18 protein-coding genes are annotated in these 20,533 nt (G+C 64.4%); 12 read left to right on the plus strand and 6 right to left on the minus strand.

Translation table 11 applies throughout. The annotated features are described in order from the left end of the window. Positions 1–171 precede the first annotated feature (171 nt). From C7450_RS00900 to C7450_RS00920, 5 genes are all read left to right on the plus strand, one after another. The gene (locus tag C7450_RS00900; protein WP_245449418.1) at positions 172–1,452 is read left to right on the plus strand and encodes a DSD1 family PLP-dependent enzyme; all 1,281 of its coding nucleotides are present in this window, start codon (positions 172–174) and stop codon (positions 1,450–1,452) included. 197 nt (positions 1,453–1,649) lie between these two features. Next, a complete protein-coding gene (locus C7450_RS00905; protein WP_110372510.1) occupies positions 1,650–2,441 on the plus strand; it encodes an ABC transporter substrate-binding protein in 792 nt (263 codons plus the stop codon). A 156-nt stretch (positions 2,442–2,597) separates the two neighbouring features. Further along, complete coding sequence (locus C7450_RS00910) at positions 2,598–3,380, plus strand: amino acid ABC transporter permease (RefSeq protein WP_170146988.1); 783 nt, start codon at positions 2,598–2,600, stop codon at positions 3,378–3,380. Between the two features lie 6 nt (positions 3,381–3,386). Beyond that, positions 3,387–4,052, plus strand: a complete 666-nt coding sequence (locus C7450_RS00915; RefSeq protein ID WP_110372512.1) for an amino acid ABC transporter permease — start codon at positions 3,387–3,389, stop codon at positions 4,050–4,052. Positions 4,053–4,064: 12 nt separating this feature from the next. After that, entirely contained in the window at positions 4,065–4,841 is a 777-nt protein-coding gene (locus tag C7450_RS00920) for an amino acid ABC transporter ATP-binding protein (protein ID WP_110372513.1), read from the plus strand. 53 nt (positions 4,842–4,894) lie between these two features. On the opposite strand, the gene pdxR is transcribed toward C7450_RS00920, so the two are convergent. Beyond that, complete coding sequence (pdxR, locus tag C7450_RS00925; protein WP_110372514.1) at positions 4,895–6,376, minus strand: MocR-like pyridoxine biosynthesis transcription factor PdxR; 1,482 nt, start codon at positions 6,374–6,376, stop codon at positions 4,895–4,897. Positions 6,377–6,555: 179 nt separating this feature from the next. Between pdxR and C7450_RS00930 the strand changes: the two genes are divergently transcribed. Continuing rightward, complete coding sequence (locus tag C7450_RS00930) at positions 6,556–7,704, plus strand: M24 family metallopeptidase (RefSeq protein ID WP_267211405.1); 1,149 nt, start codon at positions 6,556–6,558, stop codon at positions 7,702–7,704. A 96-nt stretch (positions 7,705–7,800) separates the two neighbouring features. Continuing rightward, positions 7,801–9,240 (plus strand): NAD-dependent succinate-semialdehyde dehydrogenase, encoded by a 1,440-nt coding sequence (locus tag C7450_RS00935; protein ID WP_110372516.1) that lies wholly within the window; start codon positions 7,801–7,803, stop codon positions 9,238–9,240. A 291-nt stretch (positions 9,241–9,531) separates the two neighbouring features. Here C7450_RS00935 and C7450_RS00940 read toward each other — a convergent pair whose 3' ends face one another. After that, a complete protein-coding gene (locus tag C7450_RS00940) occupies positions 9,532–9,981 on the minus strand; it encodes an ester cyclase (RefSeq protein WP_110372517.1) in 450 nt (149 codons plus the stop codon). A 368-nt stretch (positions 9,982–10,349) separates the two neighbouring features. On the opposite strand from C7450_RS00940, the gene C7450_RS00945 reads away from it, so the two are divergent. Then, positions 10,350–10,922 (plus strand): cytochrome b, encoded by a 573-nt coding sequence (locus C7450_RS00945; RefSeq protein ID WP_110372518.1) that lies wholly within the window; start codon positions 10,350–10,352, stop codon positions 10,920–10,922. A 56-nt stretch (positions 10,923–10,978) separates the two neighbouring features. After that, entirely contained in the window at positions 10,979–11,497 is a 519-nt protein-coding gene (locus C7450_RS00950) for a hypothetical protein (protein ID WP_170146990.1), read from the plus strand. A gap of 423 nt (positions 11,498–11,920) precedes the next feature. On the opposite strand, the gene C7450_RS00955 is transcribed toward C7450_RS00950, so the two are convergent. Both C7450_RS00955 and C7450_RS00960 read right to left on the minus strand, forming a co-directional pair. Beyond that, complete coding sequence (locus tag C7450_RS00955; protein ID WP_170146991.1) at positions 11,921–12,613, minus strand: GntR family transcriptional regulator; 693 nt, start codon at positions 12,611–12,613, stop codon at positions 11,921–11,923. Between the two features lie 98 nt (positions 12,614–12,711). Continuing rightward, positions 12,712–14,037: an MFS transporter gene (locus tag C7450_RS00960; RefSeq protein WP_110372521.1), complete on the minus strand. Its 1,326-nt coding sequence runs from the start codon at positions 14,035–14,037 to the stop codon at positions 12,712–12,714. Between the two features lie 200 nt (positions 14,038–14,237). Here C7450_RS00960 and C7450_RS00965 point away from each other — a divergent pair, with 200 nt between their 5' ends. The 3 genes from C7450_RS00965 (at position 14,238) to C7450_RS00975 (ending at position 17,376) form a co-directional block, all read left to right on the plus strand. Further along, the gene (locus C7450_RS00965; RefSeq protein ID WP_170146992.1) at positions 14,238–15,341 is read left to right on the plus strand and encodes a CapA family protein; all 1,104 of its coding nucleotides are present in this window, start codon (positions 14,238–14,240) and stop codon (positions 15,339–15,341) included. Between the two features lie 65 nt (positions 15,342–15,406). Beyond that, the gene (locus tag C7450_RS00970; protein ID WP_110372523.1) at positions 15,407–16,429 is read left to right on the plus strand and encodes an asparaginase; all 1,023 of its coding nucleotides are present in this window, start codon (positions 15,407–15,409) and stop codon (positions 16,427–16,429) included. Positions 16,430–16,554: 125 nt separating this feature from the next. Beyond that, positions 16,555–17,376, plus strand: coding sequence for a hypothetical protein (locus C7450_RS00975; RefSeq protein ID WP_210206334.1), 822 nt, complete (start codon positions 16,555–16,557; stop codon positions 17,374–17,376). A gap of 113 nt (positions 17,377–17,489) precedes the next feature. Here C7450_RS00975 and leuA read toward each other — a convergent pair whose 3' ends face one another. Next, positions 17,490–19,157 carry a 2-isopropylmalate synthase gene (gene leuA / locus C7450_RS00980; RefSeq protein WP_110372524.1) on the minus strand — a complete coding sequence of 556 codons (1,668 nt, stop codon included), beginning with the start codon at positions 19,155–19,157 and terminating at the stop codon, positions 17,490–17,492. 647 nt (positions 19,158–19,804) lie between these two features. Beyond that, on the minus strand, positions 19,805–20,533 hold the full coding sequence (locus C7450_RS00985; RefSeq protein WP_110372525.1) for an ABC transporter ATP-binding protein: 729 nt from the start codon (positions 20,531–20,533) through the stop codon (positions 19,805–19,807).

Here is a 20,533-nt window from a genome sequence, read left to right on the forward strand (position 1 = left end):
TGTCGCCGCCCATGCTCCGGCCTTCAGCCATCCGCACGCGGGGGCCGACGGCAACTGGTACATGAGGTTATTTCGATTGTGGCCCTCCAAGCTGGGCCATGATCCCGATAACATGCCACTTCGATGATGGAACGCGGCGGCCGTGGGACGCCAGCGCTGGGATTGGGAGCCATGTCAGTGGCGTTCGGGGACGGAAATATAGCGGATCAGGCATTGGGGGACCGGGCGTTGGAGGATCTGGCGTTGGAGGATCTGGCGTTGGGGGATCGGCGGGGGGACGAGCGGGCGGGTCGCGCCGACATGGGATCGCGCTTTCGCGAGCCTTTCTCGTGGAAGGCTCGCGCACCCGCCGCACCGGGAATGCGCGTCGGCGAGGTCGATACCCCGGCTCTGGTGTTGGATCTGGCCGCCTATGAGCGGAACCTCGACAAGATGGCCGGAATCGTCTCACGCGCGGGAAAGCGATTGCGCCCCCACGCGAAGATGCACAAGACGCCGCGGGTCGCATTCGATCAGATTCGGCGTGGCGCTGTCGGCGTCTGCTGCCAGAAGGTGTCGGAAGCCGAGGTCATGGCCGCCGCCGGCATCACTGACATCCTGATCACCAACGAAGTCGTCACCCCGGCAAAGCTCGAGCGCGTCGCGGAACTCGCGCTCGGCACGGCACTCGGCGTCTGCGTCGACGACGCGAGCGTGGCGCGCGCGCTGAGCAGCGCATGCGCCGCCGCGGGTGCTCAAGTCAGGGTGTTGGTCGAGATCGACGTTGGCGGCCATCGGGCCGGCCTCTCCGATCCCGCCGCGGCCGCAGGACTTGCCGCCGTCGTCGAGCAGTCGCCCCATCTCGTCTTCGGCGGATTGCAGGCCTATCATGGCTCAGCACAGCACAAACGCACGGTAGAGGAGCGTCGCGCCACGATCAACGAGGCGGCGGCGCTGGTCCGTCGCACGATCGCCGAACTCGGACGTTTGGGGATCGCCTGCCCCGTCGTGACCGGCGGCGGCACCGGCACCCTGTTTCAGGATATTGATCGGCCCGAATGGACGGAACTGCAGTGCGGATCGTACGCCTTCATGGATGCCGACTACGGCCGGAACGAGCTTGAAGGCGGCGTGCGGGGCACCGGATTCGAGCATAGTCTGTTCGTCCACACGACGGTCATGAGCACCGCCTGCGTCGGTCGCGCCTCGGCGGATGCCGGGCTGAAGGCTGTGGCCAGCGATTCAGGCGCCCCGCTCATCGTGGGGCGGCCCGACTTGTCCTATAATCTCGGGTCCGACGAGCACGGGACCATCGCGCTTACCCAGGGCGCCAGCCTGATGCTCGGCGAGCGCCTCGCGCTTGTTCCCGGGCATTGCGATCCCACGGTCAATCTGCACGACTGGATCGTCGCCGTGCGGGATGGTGTCGTCGAGCAAGTGTGGGAGGTCGCGGCGCGGGGAGCGCTTACGTGATTTCCGGGGTCAGGACCCGTTCATATGATGGGAACCGGATTGATGGGTCCTGGTCTTAGTGGAAGGCCGTCTTTTGCGGACTTGCCCCCTTTGAAGGTGACGAGCCCATTCGCCGGCTTCGATGAACGCATCGAATACTATTCAAGTTTGGATTACTTTAGATCTCAAAAACAACAGACCAGAGAAGGAAATTCGACATGTACAGGCGCCTCCTCGCGTCGGCTTTGCTCATCGGCGTCGGCTTCATGGCCAATCCGTCCGCCGCTGCAGACGGAAAGATCAAGGAAATTCAAGACCGCGGCGTGATGCGAATTTGCTTCGCGGACTCCGTTCCGAGCAGCTACAAGGATCCCCAGACCGGGAAGTGGGTCGGTTTCAACGTCGACATGAGCGAACTCGTCGCGCAGGAACTGGGCGTGAAGACGGAGTATGTCGACTCGACCTGGAGTACGGTGATCGTCAGCCTGCAGACCGGAAAATGCGACGTCGTCATGGCCGGACTGTCGCGCGGTGCTAAGCGCGCTGCCGCCGTGCTGTTCATCAATCCCTATCACGTCAACACGCTCAGCGCCGTCACCCGCAGCGGTTCCCCGATCAAGACCTATGCGGATATCGACAACCCGAACGTCACCGTCGCCGTGACGGCTGGATCGAACGAGGAGAGCTATCTGAAGGCCAATACGGCCGCATCGGTCCATTCGCTGGTTACGGACAAGCTGTCGAACATCTTCTTCGAAGTGGCGACCGGGCGCGCGGACGCCGCGATGACCGATACGATCACGGTCCGCAATTTTCTCGCCGAGGGCAACCAGTTGAACCTCCGTGAACTCGACGACAAGCCGGTTCTGCCGAAAGGCTCGTCTTGGGCGGTCGCGCCCGGGGAATACCAGTTCCAGCAGTTCCTGAATGTATTTCTCGAAATTGCGGAAGCGACCGGAGCGAAGGGCAAGCTCTATGCAAAGTGGTATGCCAAGAAAGAGACGCACTGAGCGATGGTCGGCGACGTCGACACGACGGGCTTGGCGCGCACCGGACGCGACGCGCCGGGTCGGCCCCGTTCGGCCGCGGCATCGGCACCGCTACTGAGGATAGCGCGCCGCGGAGCCAGTATCCTCGATGATCAGGGCGGCGCCCAGGAAGCCCGCATGGAAACACCCATGACCGAGGAGCCGCGCGGAGGTGGCATGGGCGGGACGATCGTCTCGCTCGCGGTCGTCGTCCTCTTGGGCCTCGTCTTGTGGCGCGTTGTCGACTGGTCGATCGTCAGATCGCTCGACTTCAGCGTTCTCTGGCGATATCGATATGCTCTCCTTTCAGGACTTGGGATGACCTTCCTGATCGCCTCCATATCGGCGATCGTCGGCCTCTCCATGGGTATCGTGCTCGCCGTCGTCAGCCAGACTCGTATCGCGCCCGTGCGATGGACGATCGTCGCCTATGTCGAAGTGTGGCGGAATACGCCTCTCCTCGTCCAGGTGATCTGGATCCACTTCGCACTGCCGCTGGTAACCGGACACAGCACGACGGCGCTGCAGAGCGGCCTTCTCGCGATCTCGCTACAGGCCAGCGCCTATTTCACGGAGATCGTGCGAGCGGGTATCGAGGGGATCCCACGCGGACAATGGGACGCCGCCTACGCGTTGGGGCTGTCATCGTGGACGCGGTGGACGCGCGTTATCCTACCGCCGGCGATCCGCACGATGGTCCCCGCGCTCACCAATCTCGCCATCAGCTTCTTCAAGGCGACAGCCATCCTGTCGGTCATCCAGGTGAACGAGCTCATGACGGTGACGGCTCGCCTGAGCAACCATTCCTTCAAGCAGATCGAGCTGATCACCTTCGCCGCGGCAGCCTATCTCCTGTTCGGAAACATCCTGAACTTCGGCGCAGCGCTGCTCGAAAGGCGGTTCGCGCGGGCAGACGGGTAGGACACCATGGACTTCGATCTCCACGTCATCGAGAACGGCATCCCGCTCCTCATGAAGGGGTTGATCACGACGATCTGGGTCTGCGGCGCTTCGCTGGGGATCGGCACCGTGCTCGGGTCCGTCGCCTGCCTGAGCAAGCTGTACGGCAACCGCCAGCAACGCCTTCTTGCCAACGCCTATGTGAATCTGTTCCGGACAGTACCAGAACTTGTCGTGATATTCTGGGTCTATTCATGTCTCCCTCTCTTCCTGAATGTCCGGCTTTCGGCCCCGATCTGCGGCCTTGTCGCCATGTCCCTGTACGCAGGCGCCTATCTCGCGGAGATATTCCGAGCGGGCATTCTCGCCGTGCCGCGCGGCCAGACCGAGGCGGGACTGGCCCTAGGCATTCCGACCCTTCACATCTGGACGGCGATCATCATTCCGCCCGCCCTGCGGCGGATGGCGCCCGCCCTGATGGGCTTCCTGACCGAACTGATAAAAGTATCGGCCTTGCTTTCAACAATTGCGGTTGGAGACCTATTCTACGAGGCCAGCCTCATCGCTGCGGAGACATTTCGATATGTTGAGATGATTTCCGTTGTTGCTGTCATCTATTTCATCATGATTTTCCCCCTCAGCATGATAGCGCGATATAAGGAGCGCAGGTTGCGCGCCGAGATCGGACACTGACCAGAGGCATTCATGACGGGCCAGAGCGAGGTTCCCAGCGGCGGCATGGTGGGCTCAGACCGCCCCCTGATCTCCTGCGACAGCATTCACAAGAGCTATGGATCCTTCGAGGTCCTGCGTGGGATTTCCACGTCGGTTCGCTCCGGCGAGGTGGTCTGCATCGTCGGACCGTCCGGCGGCGGAAAGTCGACCTTCCTGCGCACGCTGAATGGGCTCGAGGGCATCCAAAGCGGCTCGATCACCGTCAACGGCCTGCGGTTGCCCGGGAACCGGAAGGTGCTCCGGGAGATCCGCCGCGAGGTCGGCATGGTGTTCCAGAGCTTCAACCTGTTCGGGCACATGTCGGTACGCGACAACATCACGCTCGCGCCGATCACCGCGCGCGGCCTGTCGCGGGAGGAGGCCAACGAACGGGCGGAGCGATTGCTGGAGCGCGTCGGAATCCGCGATCAGGTCGACAAGTATCCGGGCCAATTGTCCGGAGGCCAGCAGCAGCGGGTGGCGATCGCCAGAGCGCTGGCGATGGAGCCGCTGGCCATGCTCTTCGACGAGCCGACATCCGCGCTCGATCCGGAAATGATCAAGGAAGTCCTGGACGCGATCCGGGAATTGGCGCGGACCGGAATGACGATGATCATCGTCACTCACGAGATGAGTTTCGCGCGCGAGATCGCCGACCGAATCCTCTTCTTTGCCGATGGGTTGCTGCAGGTCGACGCGACCCCGGAGCCATTCTTCGGTTGTCCGACCAACGAGAGGCTCCGGGCCTTTCTCTCGAAGCTGCTCTGACGGGACCATCCCGAGGCCGCCTGCCCCGCCCAGGGGTCCAGCGCTCAGCCGCCCTATCGGTCGATGACTGAGGACAGCGTCGCCATGCCGGCACGTATCGTCTTTTCGTCGACCGAGCCGAAGCCGAGGATGAGCCCCTGCGCGGTCGCAGGTCCCTGATAATAGGAGCTCAGCGGCGCCACGACGACGCCGGCCGCGAGCGCTTTCCGGGCCGCCTCGTCATCCGACCGGCCGCGCAACGGCCCCGAGAAGACGGCCGTGACATAGAGCCCGGCCTTGTCGCCCTGGAACGCGAAGGCGTCACCGAAATAGTCCCTGGCGGCCGATACGACACTCTCTCGCCGCGCAGCGAGCTTGCGTCGAGTCTTCTGAATATAGCTGGCGAAATGCCCGTCTTCGATGAAGCGGGTCAAGACGGGCTGCGCCATCAGGCTGGTGAACGGATCAAGATTGTAGCGGGCGCGGCAAAAGCGCTCCATCAATCTTGGCGGAAGGACGAGATAGCCAATTCTCAATGCTGAAAACAGAGCCTTGGAGAACGTCCCCATGTAGATGACCGTCTCATCGGCATCAAGCGCCTGCAAGGCCGGCAGCGGGGCGCCGGAATGACGGGATTCGCTGTCGTAGTCGTCTTCCAATATCCACGCGTCGGCCTGGCGGGCCCAGTCCAAGAGCTCAATGCGGCGCGCATAGCTCATGATCATTCCCATGGGATACTGGTGCGACGGGGTGACGATAGCGAGCCTGGCGTCGGGAGCGCGGCGACGGCCGTCGGCGACCGACAGGCCTTCGCTGTCAACCGGCACGGCGACCGCGCCGGCGCCAACCGATCTCAGAGCGTAGCGCGCCTCAATGAAACCGGGCTCCTCCATCCACACGCGATCGCCCTCGTTCAACAGGAGCCGAGCGACGAGATCGAGCCCCTGCTGCGAGCCGGAGGTGATGAAGACGTTGGACGGCTCGAACCGCATGCCGCGCGTATCATGAAGATAGGCGGCGATCGCCTTCCGCAGGGGCAGGTATCCCGCTGGATCCTGATTGTAGACGACATCGCGCGGCGGTTGTCGCCAAACGCTTCGGCACAGACGAGACCATATCGCGAAGGGGAAGTCCCGGACGTCGGGAGTCCCGGTGGAAAACGCCGTGCCAGGCCGGTAGGTCGGGCGCTGGGCGTCGGCCAGGAATTCACCGAGAAGCGACAGCCGCGCCGGCTTGACCGGACGCGCTGCATGCTTGTCGCCACGACGATCGGCCGCATCGCGGAGGAGCGGCCCGACGACGAAGGTTCCCGATCGCGACGACGAGTTCAGGAAGCCTTCCGCGATCAACTGTTCAATGGCACCGACCACGGTCCCGCGCGAACATCCAAGACCATCGGCCAGTTGCCGCGTGCTCGGCAGACGCATCTGGGGCCGCAGGTCCCCCGACAGGATCAGCTCTCGCAGCTGTCGCTCGATCTGGCGATTGAGGGGTGTCGCGTCCGACCGATCGAGTTGAACCTTCGGCAGGTCGATGAGCCTCTTGATGCGGGCCATCCCGATCTCTCCACCACGGACGACGATGCACTGGCCGACCGACTTTTCCCAATTCTGGCCCTTCTTTATAGACCAGTACGTGCTATCACGTCCACCAAAGGATGAGGCCGACAGCAAGCATCCAGCGAATATCTCTAAAAGTGATGCGGGTTACGGCGGCTATACCGCACGGTGAGACGATGACAATTCGCGAGATATATTTCAACGACTCGGAATATGAGCAGAGAATTCGCAAGCTCCGGGAGGCGATGAACGTCGAAAATATCGACGTTTTTGTTACAACAAATCCCTCAAACGTCTGCTATCTCGTTGGGTATTTCACACAATCAACGCTAGACATGATGTTCCTGGCGGTGCCACGGTCCGGCACGCCCGTGCTCGTCATCCCGGAGTTCGAACGGGCTCGCTTTGAGGCCAGCGCCGTCGGTGCCGAGGTGGCGGCAGCCTGGCGCCCGGGCGACGACCCCCTCCCCTTCGTCGTCCGCGAATTCGATCGGCGTGGTTTGGCGACGGGTCAGGTCGTCGTCGACAGCGGCTTGACCTATGCGCCTCACGATGTCGTCTCCCGGCTCATCAGTGGGCTCGGCGCGACCGGCCGGCGCAATCTCGTCGAGGAGGTCAGACTGGTGAAGTCGGCCGCCGAACAGGAATGCCTGCGCCGCGCCGCCACCTTCACGGACGCCGGCGTCACGGCCGCCTTCACCGCCGCTCGGCGGGGCGCGACCGATTTCGAGGTGGCGGCCAGTCTCATCGGGGCGACCGTGCGGGCCGGCAGCCATCCGTTGTCAGCAGACCCCTATGTGTGCGTCGGTTGGCGCACGGGCGTACCGCACAGCAACCGCGGTGGCGAAGTGATCGGAGACGGCGATCCGGTCTGGCTCGAGTTCGGGGGGTGCTTTGCACGATACACCGCGCCGGTGATGCGGTGCGCCGTCGCCGGCAAGGCCAGCCCGGACCTTGGGGCCCTCGCGGACGCCTCGAACGCCGTCCTCGACGCCATATTGCCGGTCCTGCGCGCCGGCACGCCCGCGTCCCAGGTCGCGGAAGTCGGCCGCAAGGCGATCGATCCCATCCTCGACAGGATCATCTTTCACCATCACTACGGATATTCAGTCGGTCTTGGCTTTTCTCCATCCTGGCGGGACACCTCACACTACGTGATCAACGAGAAGAACGACAGGCCGTTGCTGTCCGGCATGGTATTTCATCTTCCACTGATGCTTCGGATCATAGGGCGATACGGGGCGGGTTTCAGCGAGACCGTCATCATTGGCGACGGCGAGCCGGAAGTGCTCAGCAGGACGCCGCGGACGCTCGTCGAGCTCTGAAAGGGCGCCGCCGGCAGCTGGTTATGTCCGCCGGATGCAGCGGAGCCGTGTTCGCAGCCATGCGCCGGGCATCGTCTCCGGCATCGGAGAGCGACTATGTCCGATTACGAAGACCTGGGGATGTTTATCGACGGTGAATGGACGGCCGGCAGCTCGGGCGAGCGACAAGCGGTCGTCGACCCGGCAACTGAGGAGGTCCTGGCCGAGCTGCCACTCGCTGGCGCCGCGGATCTCGACCGGGCCCTTGAAGCGAGCCGGCGAGGATTCGCCGCGTGGAGCGGGATGTCGGCGCTCGCCCGCCAGGTCGTCATGGAGCGCGCCGCCCGGCTGATGGACGAGCGCCGCGAGACCATAGCCCGGATCTGCACGCTGGAGGCGGGCAAGCCCCTCGTCGAGGCGCGACAGGAGGTCGACTTCGTCATCGGCGTCACCCGCTGGTATGCGGAGGAAGGCAAGCGCGCCTACGGTCGGATCATTCCCTCACGGTTTCCGGGCGCGACCCAGATGGTGATGAAGGAGCCCGTCGGCCCGGTGGCTGCCTTCGTCGCCTGGAACTTTCCTGGCCTCAACGTCATCCGCAAGGTGGCCGGCGCCCTCGCCGCCGGATGCTCGATCATCATCAAGGCGAGCGAGGAGACGCCCGGAACCTGCATCGCGATCGCGCGGTGCTTCGAGGAAGCCGGCTTGCCGGCGGGAGCCCTCAACGTCGTCTTCGGCGTGCCGGATGCGGTCTCACGGCATCTCCTCGGATCGCCGATTCCGCAAAAGGTGTCCTTCACGGGGAGCGTGCCGATCGGAATCCATCTGCAGAAACTGGCGGCCGAGACGCTGAAGCGTTGCACGCTGGAACTCGGCGGCCACGCGCCCTTCATCGTCTTCGACGACGCGGATATCGATGCGGCAGCGCGGCTCGCCGCCTTCCTCAAATTTCGCAACGCCGGGCAAGTCTGTGTCTGCCCGAGCCGTTTTTTTGTCCAACGGGCCGTCTTCGATCGCTTCCTGGATGCCTTCGCGGCGCGGGCGCAGGCGATCTCCGTTGGGTGCGGGCTCGACGAGACCACCGAGATGGGACCGCTGATCGCCGCGCGTCGGATCGACGCGATGGAGCGTCTCGTCCAGGATGCCGTTTCGCGGGGCGGCGCATTTTGCACCGGCGGTGAAAGGCTTGGGAGGCGCGGGTTCTTCTTCGCGCCGACCGTCCTTGTCGACGTGCCGGACGAAGCGGCGGTGATGCGCGAGGAGCCGTTTGGTCCGATCGCTCCGGTGGTTCGCTTCGACGACGGCGAGGACGTCATAGCGCGCGCCAACCGGGTGAACCCCGGCCTGGCGGCCTATGTCTTCACGCGGAATGGAGCCAGGGCGAGCATGATGGCGCGGCGCCTGGAGGCTGGTCTCGTCGGCATTAATCACGCAGGTATATCGACGCCGGAATCGCCCTTCGGGGGCGTCAACGGCAGCGGATATGGCTCCGAAGGCGGTATTGAGGGGCTCGAGACCTTTCTGCGCGTGAAGTTCGTGTCCGAGCTGCGTGACTGAGCGAGCCGCGATGCTTTGACACGCCGGGGACGGCTGGGCGGCGGCCCGCGGCTTCGCTTTCCGGCTTGAGCCGCCCAGCTCCGCCGAAGCAGTCCTGGGGAGCGCCATTTTCGTGTCGAGCAGGTCCGTCTGTCGCGGATTTGCTTTGCTCATGAATTGATATGCAAATTCATCGACTTGGATGGCATCAGGCGATTCCATTCAAGTCGGATTTGCCATGAGGGGCGATCCGGCGGCTCCTGCGCAGGGCATCCAGAGGATGGGCAGGCAAGGGCCGCCGGCGTGGCGCGATCAAACAGCGCGTAGCAGCCCGAGCTGCGTCAGCGCGGTAACCCCGTCGTCTAGTCCGATCTCCTCGATGATCTTGCCGCCCTTGAGCTTGAGAACCGTGATCCCGGTAAAGCGCATGGTCCGGCCCGTATTGGCCGGCAGGCCGCCCGCGAGAAAATCCGCGAACGCGGGACCGGTATGGGTGCCCCCGCCGTCCCACTGGCCGACCACATAGTCGCCCTCGGCGATGAGATCAGCCGTGCCCCAGAAATTGAGGTCAGGGAAGGCGGCGCGGAAATCGGTCATGAACGCCTTGATGTCATCGCGTCCCCTGCGGGGCTCATGCAGAGAGTATTTCAGCAGCATGTCCGGCGCGGCTATGTCATCCACTACGTTCAGATTACAGGCCTTGCCCCAGAAATCGGTGAACCAGCGGCCGACGATGGCCTTGTTGTCTTCTTGCAAGCTCATGGATACGCCTCTTGGTCGTTGCTTCGGGCCGTCGGATGGATGCGATGGCCTGGCGCTGTCATAGCCTGCGGGGATAGCGCGCAAACTCCGGTTCTTGCTCCCGCATCGAAGCGCCCGGTCGACGCGGCGGTGGATCGCACCCGCGTGAGGCAGGTCGGGCGCGCCTGTGATCCGCGCGGCAGCGATACGGCCGCCCGATCCCGCGCGCCGGTGGCGCCGCCAGCCTGGCAAATGTACGTGCGGCCATCGCCGCGCGGGGACCACGCGCCCTTCATGACGCGAACCGTCAACATTCTATATTATTTTGTTGACAATAAATCGGATCGGCGCGATCTTTCTCCCAGAAGAACAAATTCCAGAGATACCCCATGGCCGAAAATATTCCTGCGACCCGCCGGTCACGATCCGGCTCTGGCCTCCGTTATTCCATGCCCCTCATTGCGCTGCACTGGAGTATCGGCGCAATCTCGATTGGCTTGATAATCGCCGGCTTTATCTTGTCGTATGCGCCATTCCCAAGCGAATCCTACGACTCATTGCATTTCTGGCATCGATCCTTTGGAACACTGATCGTTCCGCTGACACTGCTGATGTTATACCGCCGGATGACGGGACCGCCACCACCGCTCCAGGTACCCCGCTGGCAGAGGCTCCTGGCCGCCCTGACGAAGACCGTCACCTACATGCTGTTGATCGCCATTCCTCTGACGAAACTCTACAGAGGAGCCTTCGGTCTCGGCTTCGACTTCTTCGGTCTGACGCTTTCGGCTCCATTTCCACCCGACAAGCCGACCGCCGTCCTGACCGGAAATCTCCACTATTACTTGTCTATGTCTTTGATCGCCATCCTGATCCTGCACGTGAGCGCGGCTGCTTGGCACAATTACATCAAGAACGACAGCGTCGTGGCGCGGATGCTGCCGAAATCAAGCGCCGAGTAGGACTTTATTCACGACATTTACGCAAGAGGGAAACAATGAACTTCGCTTCTCATTCGATGACCCGGACGATCCTGACGGGTTGGAGCGCCGCATGCGTCGGCGTGCTGTTTGCGAGCCTGGCGGCTCAGGGGGCCTCGGCCGCCAGCGCGTCGAGCATCGCCTTCAATAACATGCCGGACTCCAACAGGTCGTTCAAGATAGACCAGAGTGAAAGGACACCGATTGCCAGCGTCGAAATAGACGTCTCCGCGCCGTCGAACGTATTGGTTCAGTTTTCTGCCGAGGCCGAGGCAGGCGAGACGGACGACGGCTGTCCCTGCTCCATCCGCGCCTTCCTGCAGGCCGACGATGAGAAGCCTTTGCCCGTGAAGCGGATCAATGTGGGAGCCCCGGCGGTCACAGAGGTCTCGAAATACGAGCACGACCGTCAGGAAATCACCGGCTCGCTCGTCTTCCCCGTCCCGGCGGGCAAGCACAAATTCACCTTTATTGCACAGCAGGTCACAGGCAAGAGCAAACAGCTCAAGATCGACTATCCGAACCTGCAGGCCATTGCGTTCCCTCAGAACCCCTGAGCACGCAGGATCTTCGGCGGGCCAACCGGCCCGACATCAGGAGCAGCGCCCCCCCGGGGCGTTGCTCGCGTCGTGCCACAATTCTACAGGTCCAAAATTCTGCAGGTCCAAGATTCTGCAGGTCCAAGACTTTGCGGCGCTAAGATTTGGCGGCACTAAGACTTTGCGGTGCCAAGATTTTGCGGCGTCAAGATGCTGCAGGTTCAAGATTTTCATCGCCCGCATGCACCTCCCGGTCAGTGGTGCCGTGTCGCGATTCGCGAGGCAAACACCTGCGGCCCCTGCAGGTTGCACGACGCGGACCCGGACAAAGCGTCGGGCGTCCCGGTCATCCGTTCAGGCGTGGCGGCCCATGTCCCGGCCTGCCAGATCTTCGGCCGCTCGGAAAACGGCCGAGACCGTCTCGGGACGAGGACGTCTGCCTCATGGCATGAGGCAAAGATCTTCCAGCGGCTTGTCCCGCCGCAGCATCCTCTGCACGACCCTGTTGCGTGACTGCTTGATATGCTCGATCGCCGCTTTGCGCGCCGCCGGTCCATCTCTTCTTGCGAGGGCCGCGATGATGTCGTCGTGATCGTGCTTGAGATCGCCGTCTTCGGCCGCGCTGAGGCCCGTGAACAATATCCGCTGGATTTCGTCGAATGTCTGCGTGGTCGCCTTCAAGAGCCGGGCGTTGTCGGCAACTGACGCGATCAATTCATGAAAGGCCTGGTTGGCCTGCATGAAGTTCCGGTAGCTCTTGGCATCTCCGATCACGAGCGGCGCGGACGACAGGTGCTGCATCTCCGCGACATGCCGATCGGTGATCCTCGGGGCGGCCAGTTCGGCCGCCGCGCCCTCGTTGATCATGCGCATCTGCACCAGTTCGTGGAAGTCGCGCAGCGTCAATTCGGTAACCGCATAGCCTCGCCGCGGGATGACCTTGACCAGCCCGTCCTGCCGAAGCCGGGTCAGCGCCTCGCGCAGCGGCGAGGTGCTGACGTTGTAGCGCGCGATGAGATCGGCCTCGTTGAAGACCTGGCCCTGCGGGATCTCGCCGAGCGTGATGGCGACGCGCAGATCCTCGTAGACACGCTCTCCCAAGGACAGTTTGGCGCCAATCCTGCTCTCGTTCATCGATCGATCCGACCTTGATCCTGGTGAGGCGCGGATGCCAGAGTTCCGGCGTCCACGGCGAATCCCGACCGAAATGGCCGGGCTTGGTTTCCGCCGTATCATACGGTGCCCGGCGTGAAAAATCGCCGGGCAGCGACAATACCGAAAACCGCGATGACGACGATGAGGCTGACTGCGATCAGGCCGCCGGCCACATCGCCGGTTTCGCTCGCCGCGAGCCCCAGCCCGTATGGCGCGAGGAAGCCGCCGAGGTTGCCGAAGGAATTGATGACGGCGATTCCGCCGGCAGCCGCGGTGCCCGCGAAGAGCCGGTTGGGCATCTGCCAGAAGACGGGGATCGTCCCGTAGGCGCCCGCCAGCGCAAAGGCGAAGGCGACGATCGTGATCACCGCCGACGTATGGAGGAAGGTCGCAATGGTGCCCAGCGCGACGCTTGCGACCAGGAGCGAGAGGATGCACAGGATGAGCGGCCTGCCGGTGCGGTCGGCGATGAAGCCGTTGAGGATCATGACTGCCGATCCGAGCAGCGAGGCCCCGGACACGATCCATCCAATGGTCTGGATGTCGGCGACGCCCGCGCTGCGAATGATGGTAGGCCCCCAGAAGGCGACCGTGGCGTTGGCGACGATGACGCAGAAATAGATGGCGGTGAACGCCCACAGGCGGCGATCACGGATAACCGAGCCGAAATGATGCTCCCGGTCGCCAAGGACGGCGTGGTCGCGTTCGAGGTCGGCGGCGACGGCCGCCCGCTCCTCGAGCGAAAGCCAGCGCGCATCCTTGAGCTTGTCGGTCAGGTAGAAGAGGCAGAAGACGCCGATCAGCATCGTCGGAATGCCTTCGAGGATAAACAGCCACTGCCAACCCGACAGCCCGACATGCGCGTGGAGCGCGCTCATGATGAGCCCGGCGAGCGGTCCGCCGAGAACGCCCGACAGCGCCGCCGAGGACATGAAGATGCCGAAGACCCTGGCTCTCCGGTTGCTCGGAAACCAGAGCGTCAGGTAAAGAATGACGCCGGGGAAAAAGCCGGCCTCGAAGGCGCCGAGGAGGAAGCGCAGCGCATAGAAGGCCGTCGGCGTCGTCACGAGCGCCATCAGCGCACAGGTGGCACCCCAGCCGATGGCAATCCGCGCGATGGTGCGCCGGGCGCCGATCTTCTGGAGCAGAAGGTTGCTCGGCACCTCGAAGATGAGGTAGCCGATGAAGAAGATGCCTGCGCCCAGGCCGTAGACGGCGTCGCTGAAGCGCAGCTCGTCCATCATCTGGAGCTTGGCGAAGCTCACGTTGACGCGGTCTATCCACGCCATCACCCAGAGCAGCATCAGGATCGGGATGAGCCGAAAGCCGATCTTCCGATAAATCGAGCCCAGATTGTCCGCCGCGCGTGTCGGTATGGCCGCGGCGCTGTCGACGATGTTCATTCTCCGATCCCCTTGTCTCTGGATTGTGGACGCATCCCTGCGCCGCCGATAGAAACATCAAAAAAATTTTGTAATGTCAACTTTGTGTCGCATCCCCGTGTCGAAGCGGGCCTTGGCAACCATGTTCCGTCGCAACTTCCCACTTGACGCGGCTTTTTATGCGAGCATCATTAAAACATCAAAAAAACCTGGAAGTGAAGATGCGTGATCATTTGGTGCTGGCGGCCGCAGGCGACATCGTCGTCCGGCACAGGCTTTTCGACGAACGGGGCGCGCTCCACCCGCAATACGGGGACACGCTGGACTATCTCAGCCGGTCAGACCTCGTCTGGGGGTCCTGCGAGGTCCAGTTCGCACGCCAGGGCTACCGGAGTGATGCGCCGATCGCCTATCTCGCCGATCCCGCGATCGCCGGCGATCTCGGCCGGGCCGGCTTCGGCATCATGACGGTCGCCACGAACCATACCTGCGACTTCGGTCCCGCGGCGTTCCTCGAGACCCTCGACCACCTGCGGACGGCCGGCATCACACCCGTGGGCGGCGGACGCACGGTCGCGGAGGCCATGGCGCCGCACGTGACGGTCATCGCCGGCCGCCGGATCGGCTTCCTGGCGGTCTCGTGCCTTTTACCCCCGGACTATGCGGCGACCGAGACGCGTCCGGGCATCGCCCCGCTCCGGGTCGACCAGTGGGCGGAGTTCCATCCCATCCTGCTCGCGACCGAGCCCGGCGCTCCGCTTGCCATGCGCAGCCGCGTTCGGCCGGAGGATGTCGAGCGCCTCGTGGAGGCCATCCGCGCGCTGCGCCCGGACGTCGACCATCTCATCGCCAGCGTCCATTGGGGCTACGGCCGGGGCGATCCGCAGGCGGAGTATCAGCGCCCGCTCGGCCACGCGATCATCGACGCGGGTGCCGACATGGTCCTCGGCAATCACCCCCACAGCCCTGCGGGTCTTGAGACCTACCGCGGCCGGCCGATCCTCTACAGCCTTGGCAATCACATCGCCCAGCAGGATTGGGTCAACGCGACCCCGGTCCAGCGGGAGATCTTCACCCAGATTGACCCCTGGTCGCTGGTGAGCCGGATCGCGTTCGGAGCCGCGGGCGTCGAGTCGATCGAGTTTCGCGCCACCGCATGCGACGCGCAGGGCATGCCCAATCTCATCACGAGCGAAGAGGCGGCGCGGCCGATCCTCGACCGGTTCCGGCGCCTTTCGGGGACCATGGGGACCGATATCGAGATCGACGGCCCGCGCGCGGTGGCGCGCTTTGCCGCCGCTGACGCCGATGCGGCCAAGTCCTGACGCCGATGTGGCCAAGTCCTGACGCCGCCGCGCGGCAATCCCCCGCACCGACGAATGCCACGCCCATGAAAAAGCACATCCTGGTGGTTTCGCTCGGCGGAACCATCACCATGACGAAAGGCGCGGCGCCTGGTCTCCTGCCGACGCTCACCGCGGACGATCTCCTACGCCGGGCCCCGGCGCTCGCGTCCCTTGCCGAGATCGAGACCTGGCCGCTGGCGAGCCTGCCCAGCGCCTCCCTCGGCATCGCCCGGATCGTGGAGCTGGCACGCGCGCTGCGCCAGCGGTTCGCCGAAGGCTGCGACGGCGCCGTCGTCGTCCAGGGCACGGACACGCTGGAGGAGACGGCCTTCCTCCTCGACTGCCTCATTCCCGAGGCACAGCCTGTGGTGGTGACGGGTGCCATGCGCGGAAACGACGCACCCGGCGCCGACGGTCCCGCCAACCTCGGCGACGCCGTGCGCGTCGCCGCGGACGCGCTAAGCCGCGGCAAGGGGGCGCTCGTCGTGTTCGACGGGGACATTCACGCCGCACGATTCGTCCGCAAGACCCATACGGTTAGCCTCTCGGCCTTTCGCTCCGTGGGGCGGGCCGCGCTCGGCTCGGTGGTGGAGGACGAGGTGCGCTTCTGGGACCGCGGCATCGCCCGCGTGCCGCCGATCGATTCCGTCGACCCGGCCCGCGAGCGCCCGGTGGCGCTGTTCCGCTTCGCCATGGGCGCCGACGATCGGGTTCTGAAATGCCTGCCGGATCTCGGTTATGGCGGCCTCGTCATCGAGGGGGCGGGCGGCGGACATGTCTCTGCCGCGCTGATGCCGGCGGTTCGCGAGCTGGCCGCGAAGATGCCGGTGGTGCTCGCGAGCCGCTGCCCGGAAGGGCCGGTGCTGCGAGCCACCTATGCCTATCCCGGCTCCGAGATGGACCTGCTTGCCGCCGGCGTCCTGCACGCCGGCGATCTGTGCGGCCTCAAAGCCCGGCTGCTGCTGTCCCTGCTGTTGATGTCGGAGCGCGAGGAAGCCGGCGTCGCAGCTCAGTTCCACGCCCGAGCCTGGTGCAGCCCACTGCCCCAGCGGGAGGCGCAATCGTGACCTGACGCACATATCTGCGCCCTTCATCTCGGCCGCAGCACCGCCAAGGCGACGGAGATCGCCCATCGGGCGCTGTCGAGCGGGCGCAGCATCGTCGAGATCCCCGCGGGAAGCGAGGACCAACCATGGATGAGGAGACGACGCATATGTTCATCAAACTGGCAATGGCGACTTTGGTGGCGACCGCCGCGACAGTGGTCGTGGCCGACACCGCTCCCGCGAGCGAGGGCAACAACGCAGTGACGCTGTCCCATCTCGACGGCCGCCCCGCTGAGACAGGGATCGAGAATGTCAATCGGGTCCTGCGGCAGATCGGCGTCCACATCGGCGCAATTCCCATTCCGCCCGATGCCCGCCCGGTTCTCGAAGCGTCCAGAACCCGCGCCATATCCGATGATGAAACCAAGCTCATCGGCGCGCTCTTCGCGATGCACCGCGGGCAACTCCTGGAGGTGGTCAGCGCTGCGGGACGTCAGCCGGAGGCGCACCGCGGCGGATATCTCTCGACCTCGGAAATCGGCGACGCGCCCTACCCCAAAATCTTCGACATGAAGGCGATCCCCCCGGACATCCTGCCCGCGGTCCAGGCCAAATACGCCAAGCTCCATGTCAACACATCCGACGACGGCTTCGGCATCGACGAGGTGATGACAGTCGTTTCCGGCGGCCCGTGGACCTGGTTCTTCCGGCTGACCAGCGGCGAGATCGTGAAGCTCTCGGTCGGTCCCGTGGACGGCAGCGGGAACGCCCTGCGGCTGAGCTATTCCGGCCTCGTGCCGCACGCCGCCTTCCTCAGCGCCCCCTCCGGCCTGACGGTCGCCCACGCCCATGGCCCGCAGCATTTCGTCATGCGCTACGACGACCCCAGCGTAGCCGGCGCCGATGTGCTGGGCACCAATCCATGGATCGATTTCACCGCCGATCGGCCGAAGCTCGTCAAGCCGTGACGTCCGCCTGACGTTTTGGCCGCGCCGCCGCCGGAGGCGTCGGTGCCCCGACGACAACGTTCGCTCCCGGCCGGATCGCCCGCATCCCGAGCTGATCCGGCCGGGCTTGCGTGTCAGCCCAAGCCGTTGGCCGCGCTCAGCACCGCGCGTACCGACGCAGTGGCCACGTCGGTGTCGATCCCCACGCCGAAGACAACGCGGCCATCGGCGGTACGGCATTGCGCATAGGCCGCGGCGCGCGCGTCGCCGCCGTGGCCGATGGCGTGCTCCTGATAGTCGAGGATGTCCATGTCGATGCCGCAGCCGGCCTTCAGTGCGTCCAGCACGCCGGATAGCAGGCCATTGCCGCGGCCACTGATCGAGCGTTCCTCGCCGCCGACACTCATGCGGCCCACGAACATGCGATCACGACTGCCGGCAGACCCTGTCTCACGATAGTCGATCAGCGCGAAGCGCTGGTGGCCTACCAGCCGGTAGGTGTCCTGGAAGATGGACCAGATATCGGCGGCGGTCAGCTCGCGGCTTGTCGCGTCGGCATGGCCCTGGATGACGCGGCTGAAGTCGACCTGCATGGCGCGCGGCAGCTTCAGGCCCTTGTCCTGTTCCAGCACCCAGGCGACGCCGCCCTTGCCCGACTGGCTGTTGACGCGGATCACCGCCTCGTAGCTGCAGCCGAGGTCCGCCGGGTCGATGGGCAGATAGGGGACGTCCCAGAGCATGTCGTTGCGGGCCGACTGCGCCTCGAAGCCCTTCTTGATGGCGTCCTGGTGGGAGCCGGAAAAGGCGGTGAACACCAGTTCCCCGGCATAGGGATGGCGGGGGTGCACGGGGATCTGATTGCAGTATTGGACGGTTTGAACGACGGACTGGATGTCGGAAAAATCCAGGCCCGGATCGACGCCCTGGGTGTACAAATTGAGCGCCAGGGTCACCAGGTCGACGTTGCCCGTGCGCTCGCCATTGCCGAACAGGCAGCCTTCCACCCGGTCGGCACCGGCCTGCACGGCCAGCTCGGCGGCGGCGACGCCGGTGCCCCGGTCGTTATGGGGGTGGACGCTGATGACGACGCTGTCGCGGCGGCTGATCTGGCGGCAGAAGCGCTCGATCTGGTCGGCGTAGATATGCGGACCCGCAGCCTCCACCGTCGCCGGCAGGTTCAGGATGACGGGGTGGTCGGGCGTCGGTTGCAGCACGTCCAGCACCGCTTCGCAGACCTCCAACGCGAAGTCGGGTTCCGCCGTACTGAAGGTTTCGGGCGAATATTCAAAGGTCCAGCGCGTCTCCGGGTATTTGTCCGCCTGCTCGCGCAAGAGTGTGACGCCCTTGACGGCGATATCTTTGACGCCGGCCCGGTCCATGCCGAAGACCATGCGGCGCCAGGCCGGGGAGATCGCATTGTACAGGTGCACGATGGCGCGCGGCGCCCCGCGCAGGCTCTCGAACGTGCGCTCGATTAATTCGCGCCGCGCCTGGGTCAGCACTTGGATGGACACGTCATCGGGAATGAGGTCGCCCTCGACCAGATGGCGGACGAAGTCGAATTCCGTCTGCGAGGCGGAGGGAAAGCCCACCTCGATCTCCTTCAGGCCGATCTTCAGGAGCATGTCGAGGAAGCGCCGCTTCTTCTCCATGTCCATGGGATCGACCAAGGCCTGGTTGCCATCCCGCAGGTCGGTGGACAGCCAGCGCGGCGCCCTGGTGATGGCCCGCGACGGCCAGGTGCGGTCAGGCAGATCGGTATGGTTGAAACGGGCGTATTTGCTGGAAGGATCGCGCAACATGGTGGATGCGTCTCCGCTGGGTGCATTCAAAGAGAGGGGATGAATACGGCCAGGGGGGCAGCCGCCGGGCAGCCGTCAGGCCCGACGGCTGCCGATAAGTCGCGAGATCGCGATCAGATCGACACTGAAAAGCTTTGCGCTGGGCTGATTTCCAGAACGGGCGCGCCGGGCCAATGGCTCCAGCCGGTCACTGAACGACATGCGATGATTTCCCGCTGATCTATGAACACAAATGGCGACGAACCCGGTCCTCTCAGGAGGCCGGGCGAAGAAGTCGCCGAAGGATCACAGATGCGGTATCGCTCATGATGCCGGGATGGAAGCAGGTTCAATGACAGCTGTCAAGCACACGGTCGCGTCAGAGCCAGACCCGCCTTGAATAGAATCGGTCAATGACATTCAAGACGGTGAATTCGCTCATCTATTTTTTAGAGCGGAGCAAGTCCGCAACAGATGGACTTGCTCGGGCGGCCGACCGTGCAGCGCCCCCCCCCCCCGGCGGTGGACGCGGTAACGTGGTCGCGTCGGGCCATATGCCGCACCTACGGCGCCAAGACGGGATCGTCGAAGCGCTCCGCGACGGCATGCCGGCCGCCGAGCGGACGGCGACGGAACAGGGTCACCGATCCCGATGGCGTGGACCGTTCTCAGGCCAATTCCAAGGGATGGCCGCCGAGGTAAGCGTTGCGGACACTCTCATCGTCGCGTAACTGCCGGGCCGGCCCCTCCCGCACGATGCATCCGTTGGCCATCACATAGGCGTGGTCGGCAACCGCCAGCGCGAGGTTGGCGAACTGCTCAACGATCACCATCGTGCGCCCTTCCGCCCGCAGGCGCGCGATGATGGCGTAGACCTCGGCGATGAGTTTCGGCGCGAGTCCGAGTGAAGGCTCGTCCAACACCATGACCTGCGGACGCGCCATCAGCGCGCGGGCGATAGCCAGCATCTGCTGCTCACCCCCGGAGAGGGTCCCGGCCTGCTGGCTGCGCCGCTCCCGAAGCAGCGGAAAGACCTCAAGCACGAAGTCGAGGTCAAACGACAGCGCGCCGCGGACCCGGTCCTTGCGGGCGAAGGCGCCAAGGCGCAGGTTGTCCATGACCGACAGGCTGCCGAAGAGCTTGCGGCCTTCGGGCACATGGGCAAGGCCCAGGGCGGACACCCTGTGCGACGGCAGCCCGCGCAGGTCGTGGCCGTCGAGAAGCACGCGTCCCCCGCTCGGCCGGAGCATGCCCGAGATCGTGCGCAGTGTCGTCGTCTTACCAGCGCCGTTCCCGCCGATCAGGCAGACCAGCTGTCCCTGGTGGACCTTCATGTCGAGGTTATGGATCACATCGGCGCGGCCATAACCGGCCGACAGTTTCTCTATGGTGAGCAT

The organism is Chelatococcus asaccharovorans (assembly GCF_003201475.1).
GTDB lineage: Bacteria > Pseudomonadota > Alphaproteobacteria > Rhizobiales > Beijerinckiaceae > Chelatococcus > Chelatococcus asaccharovorans.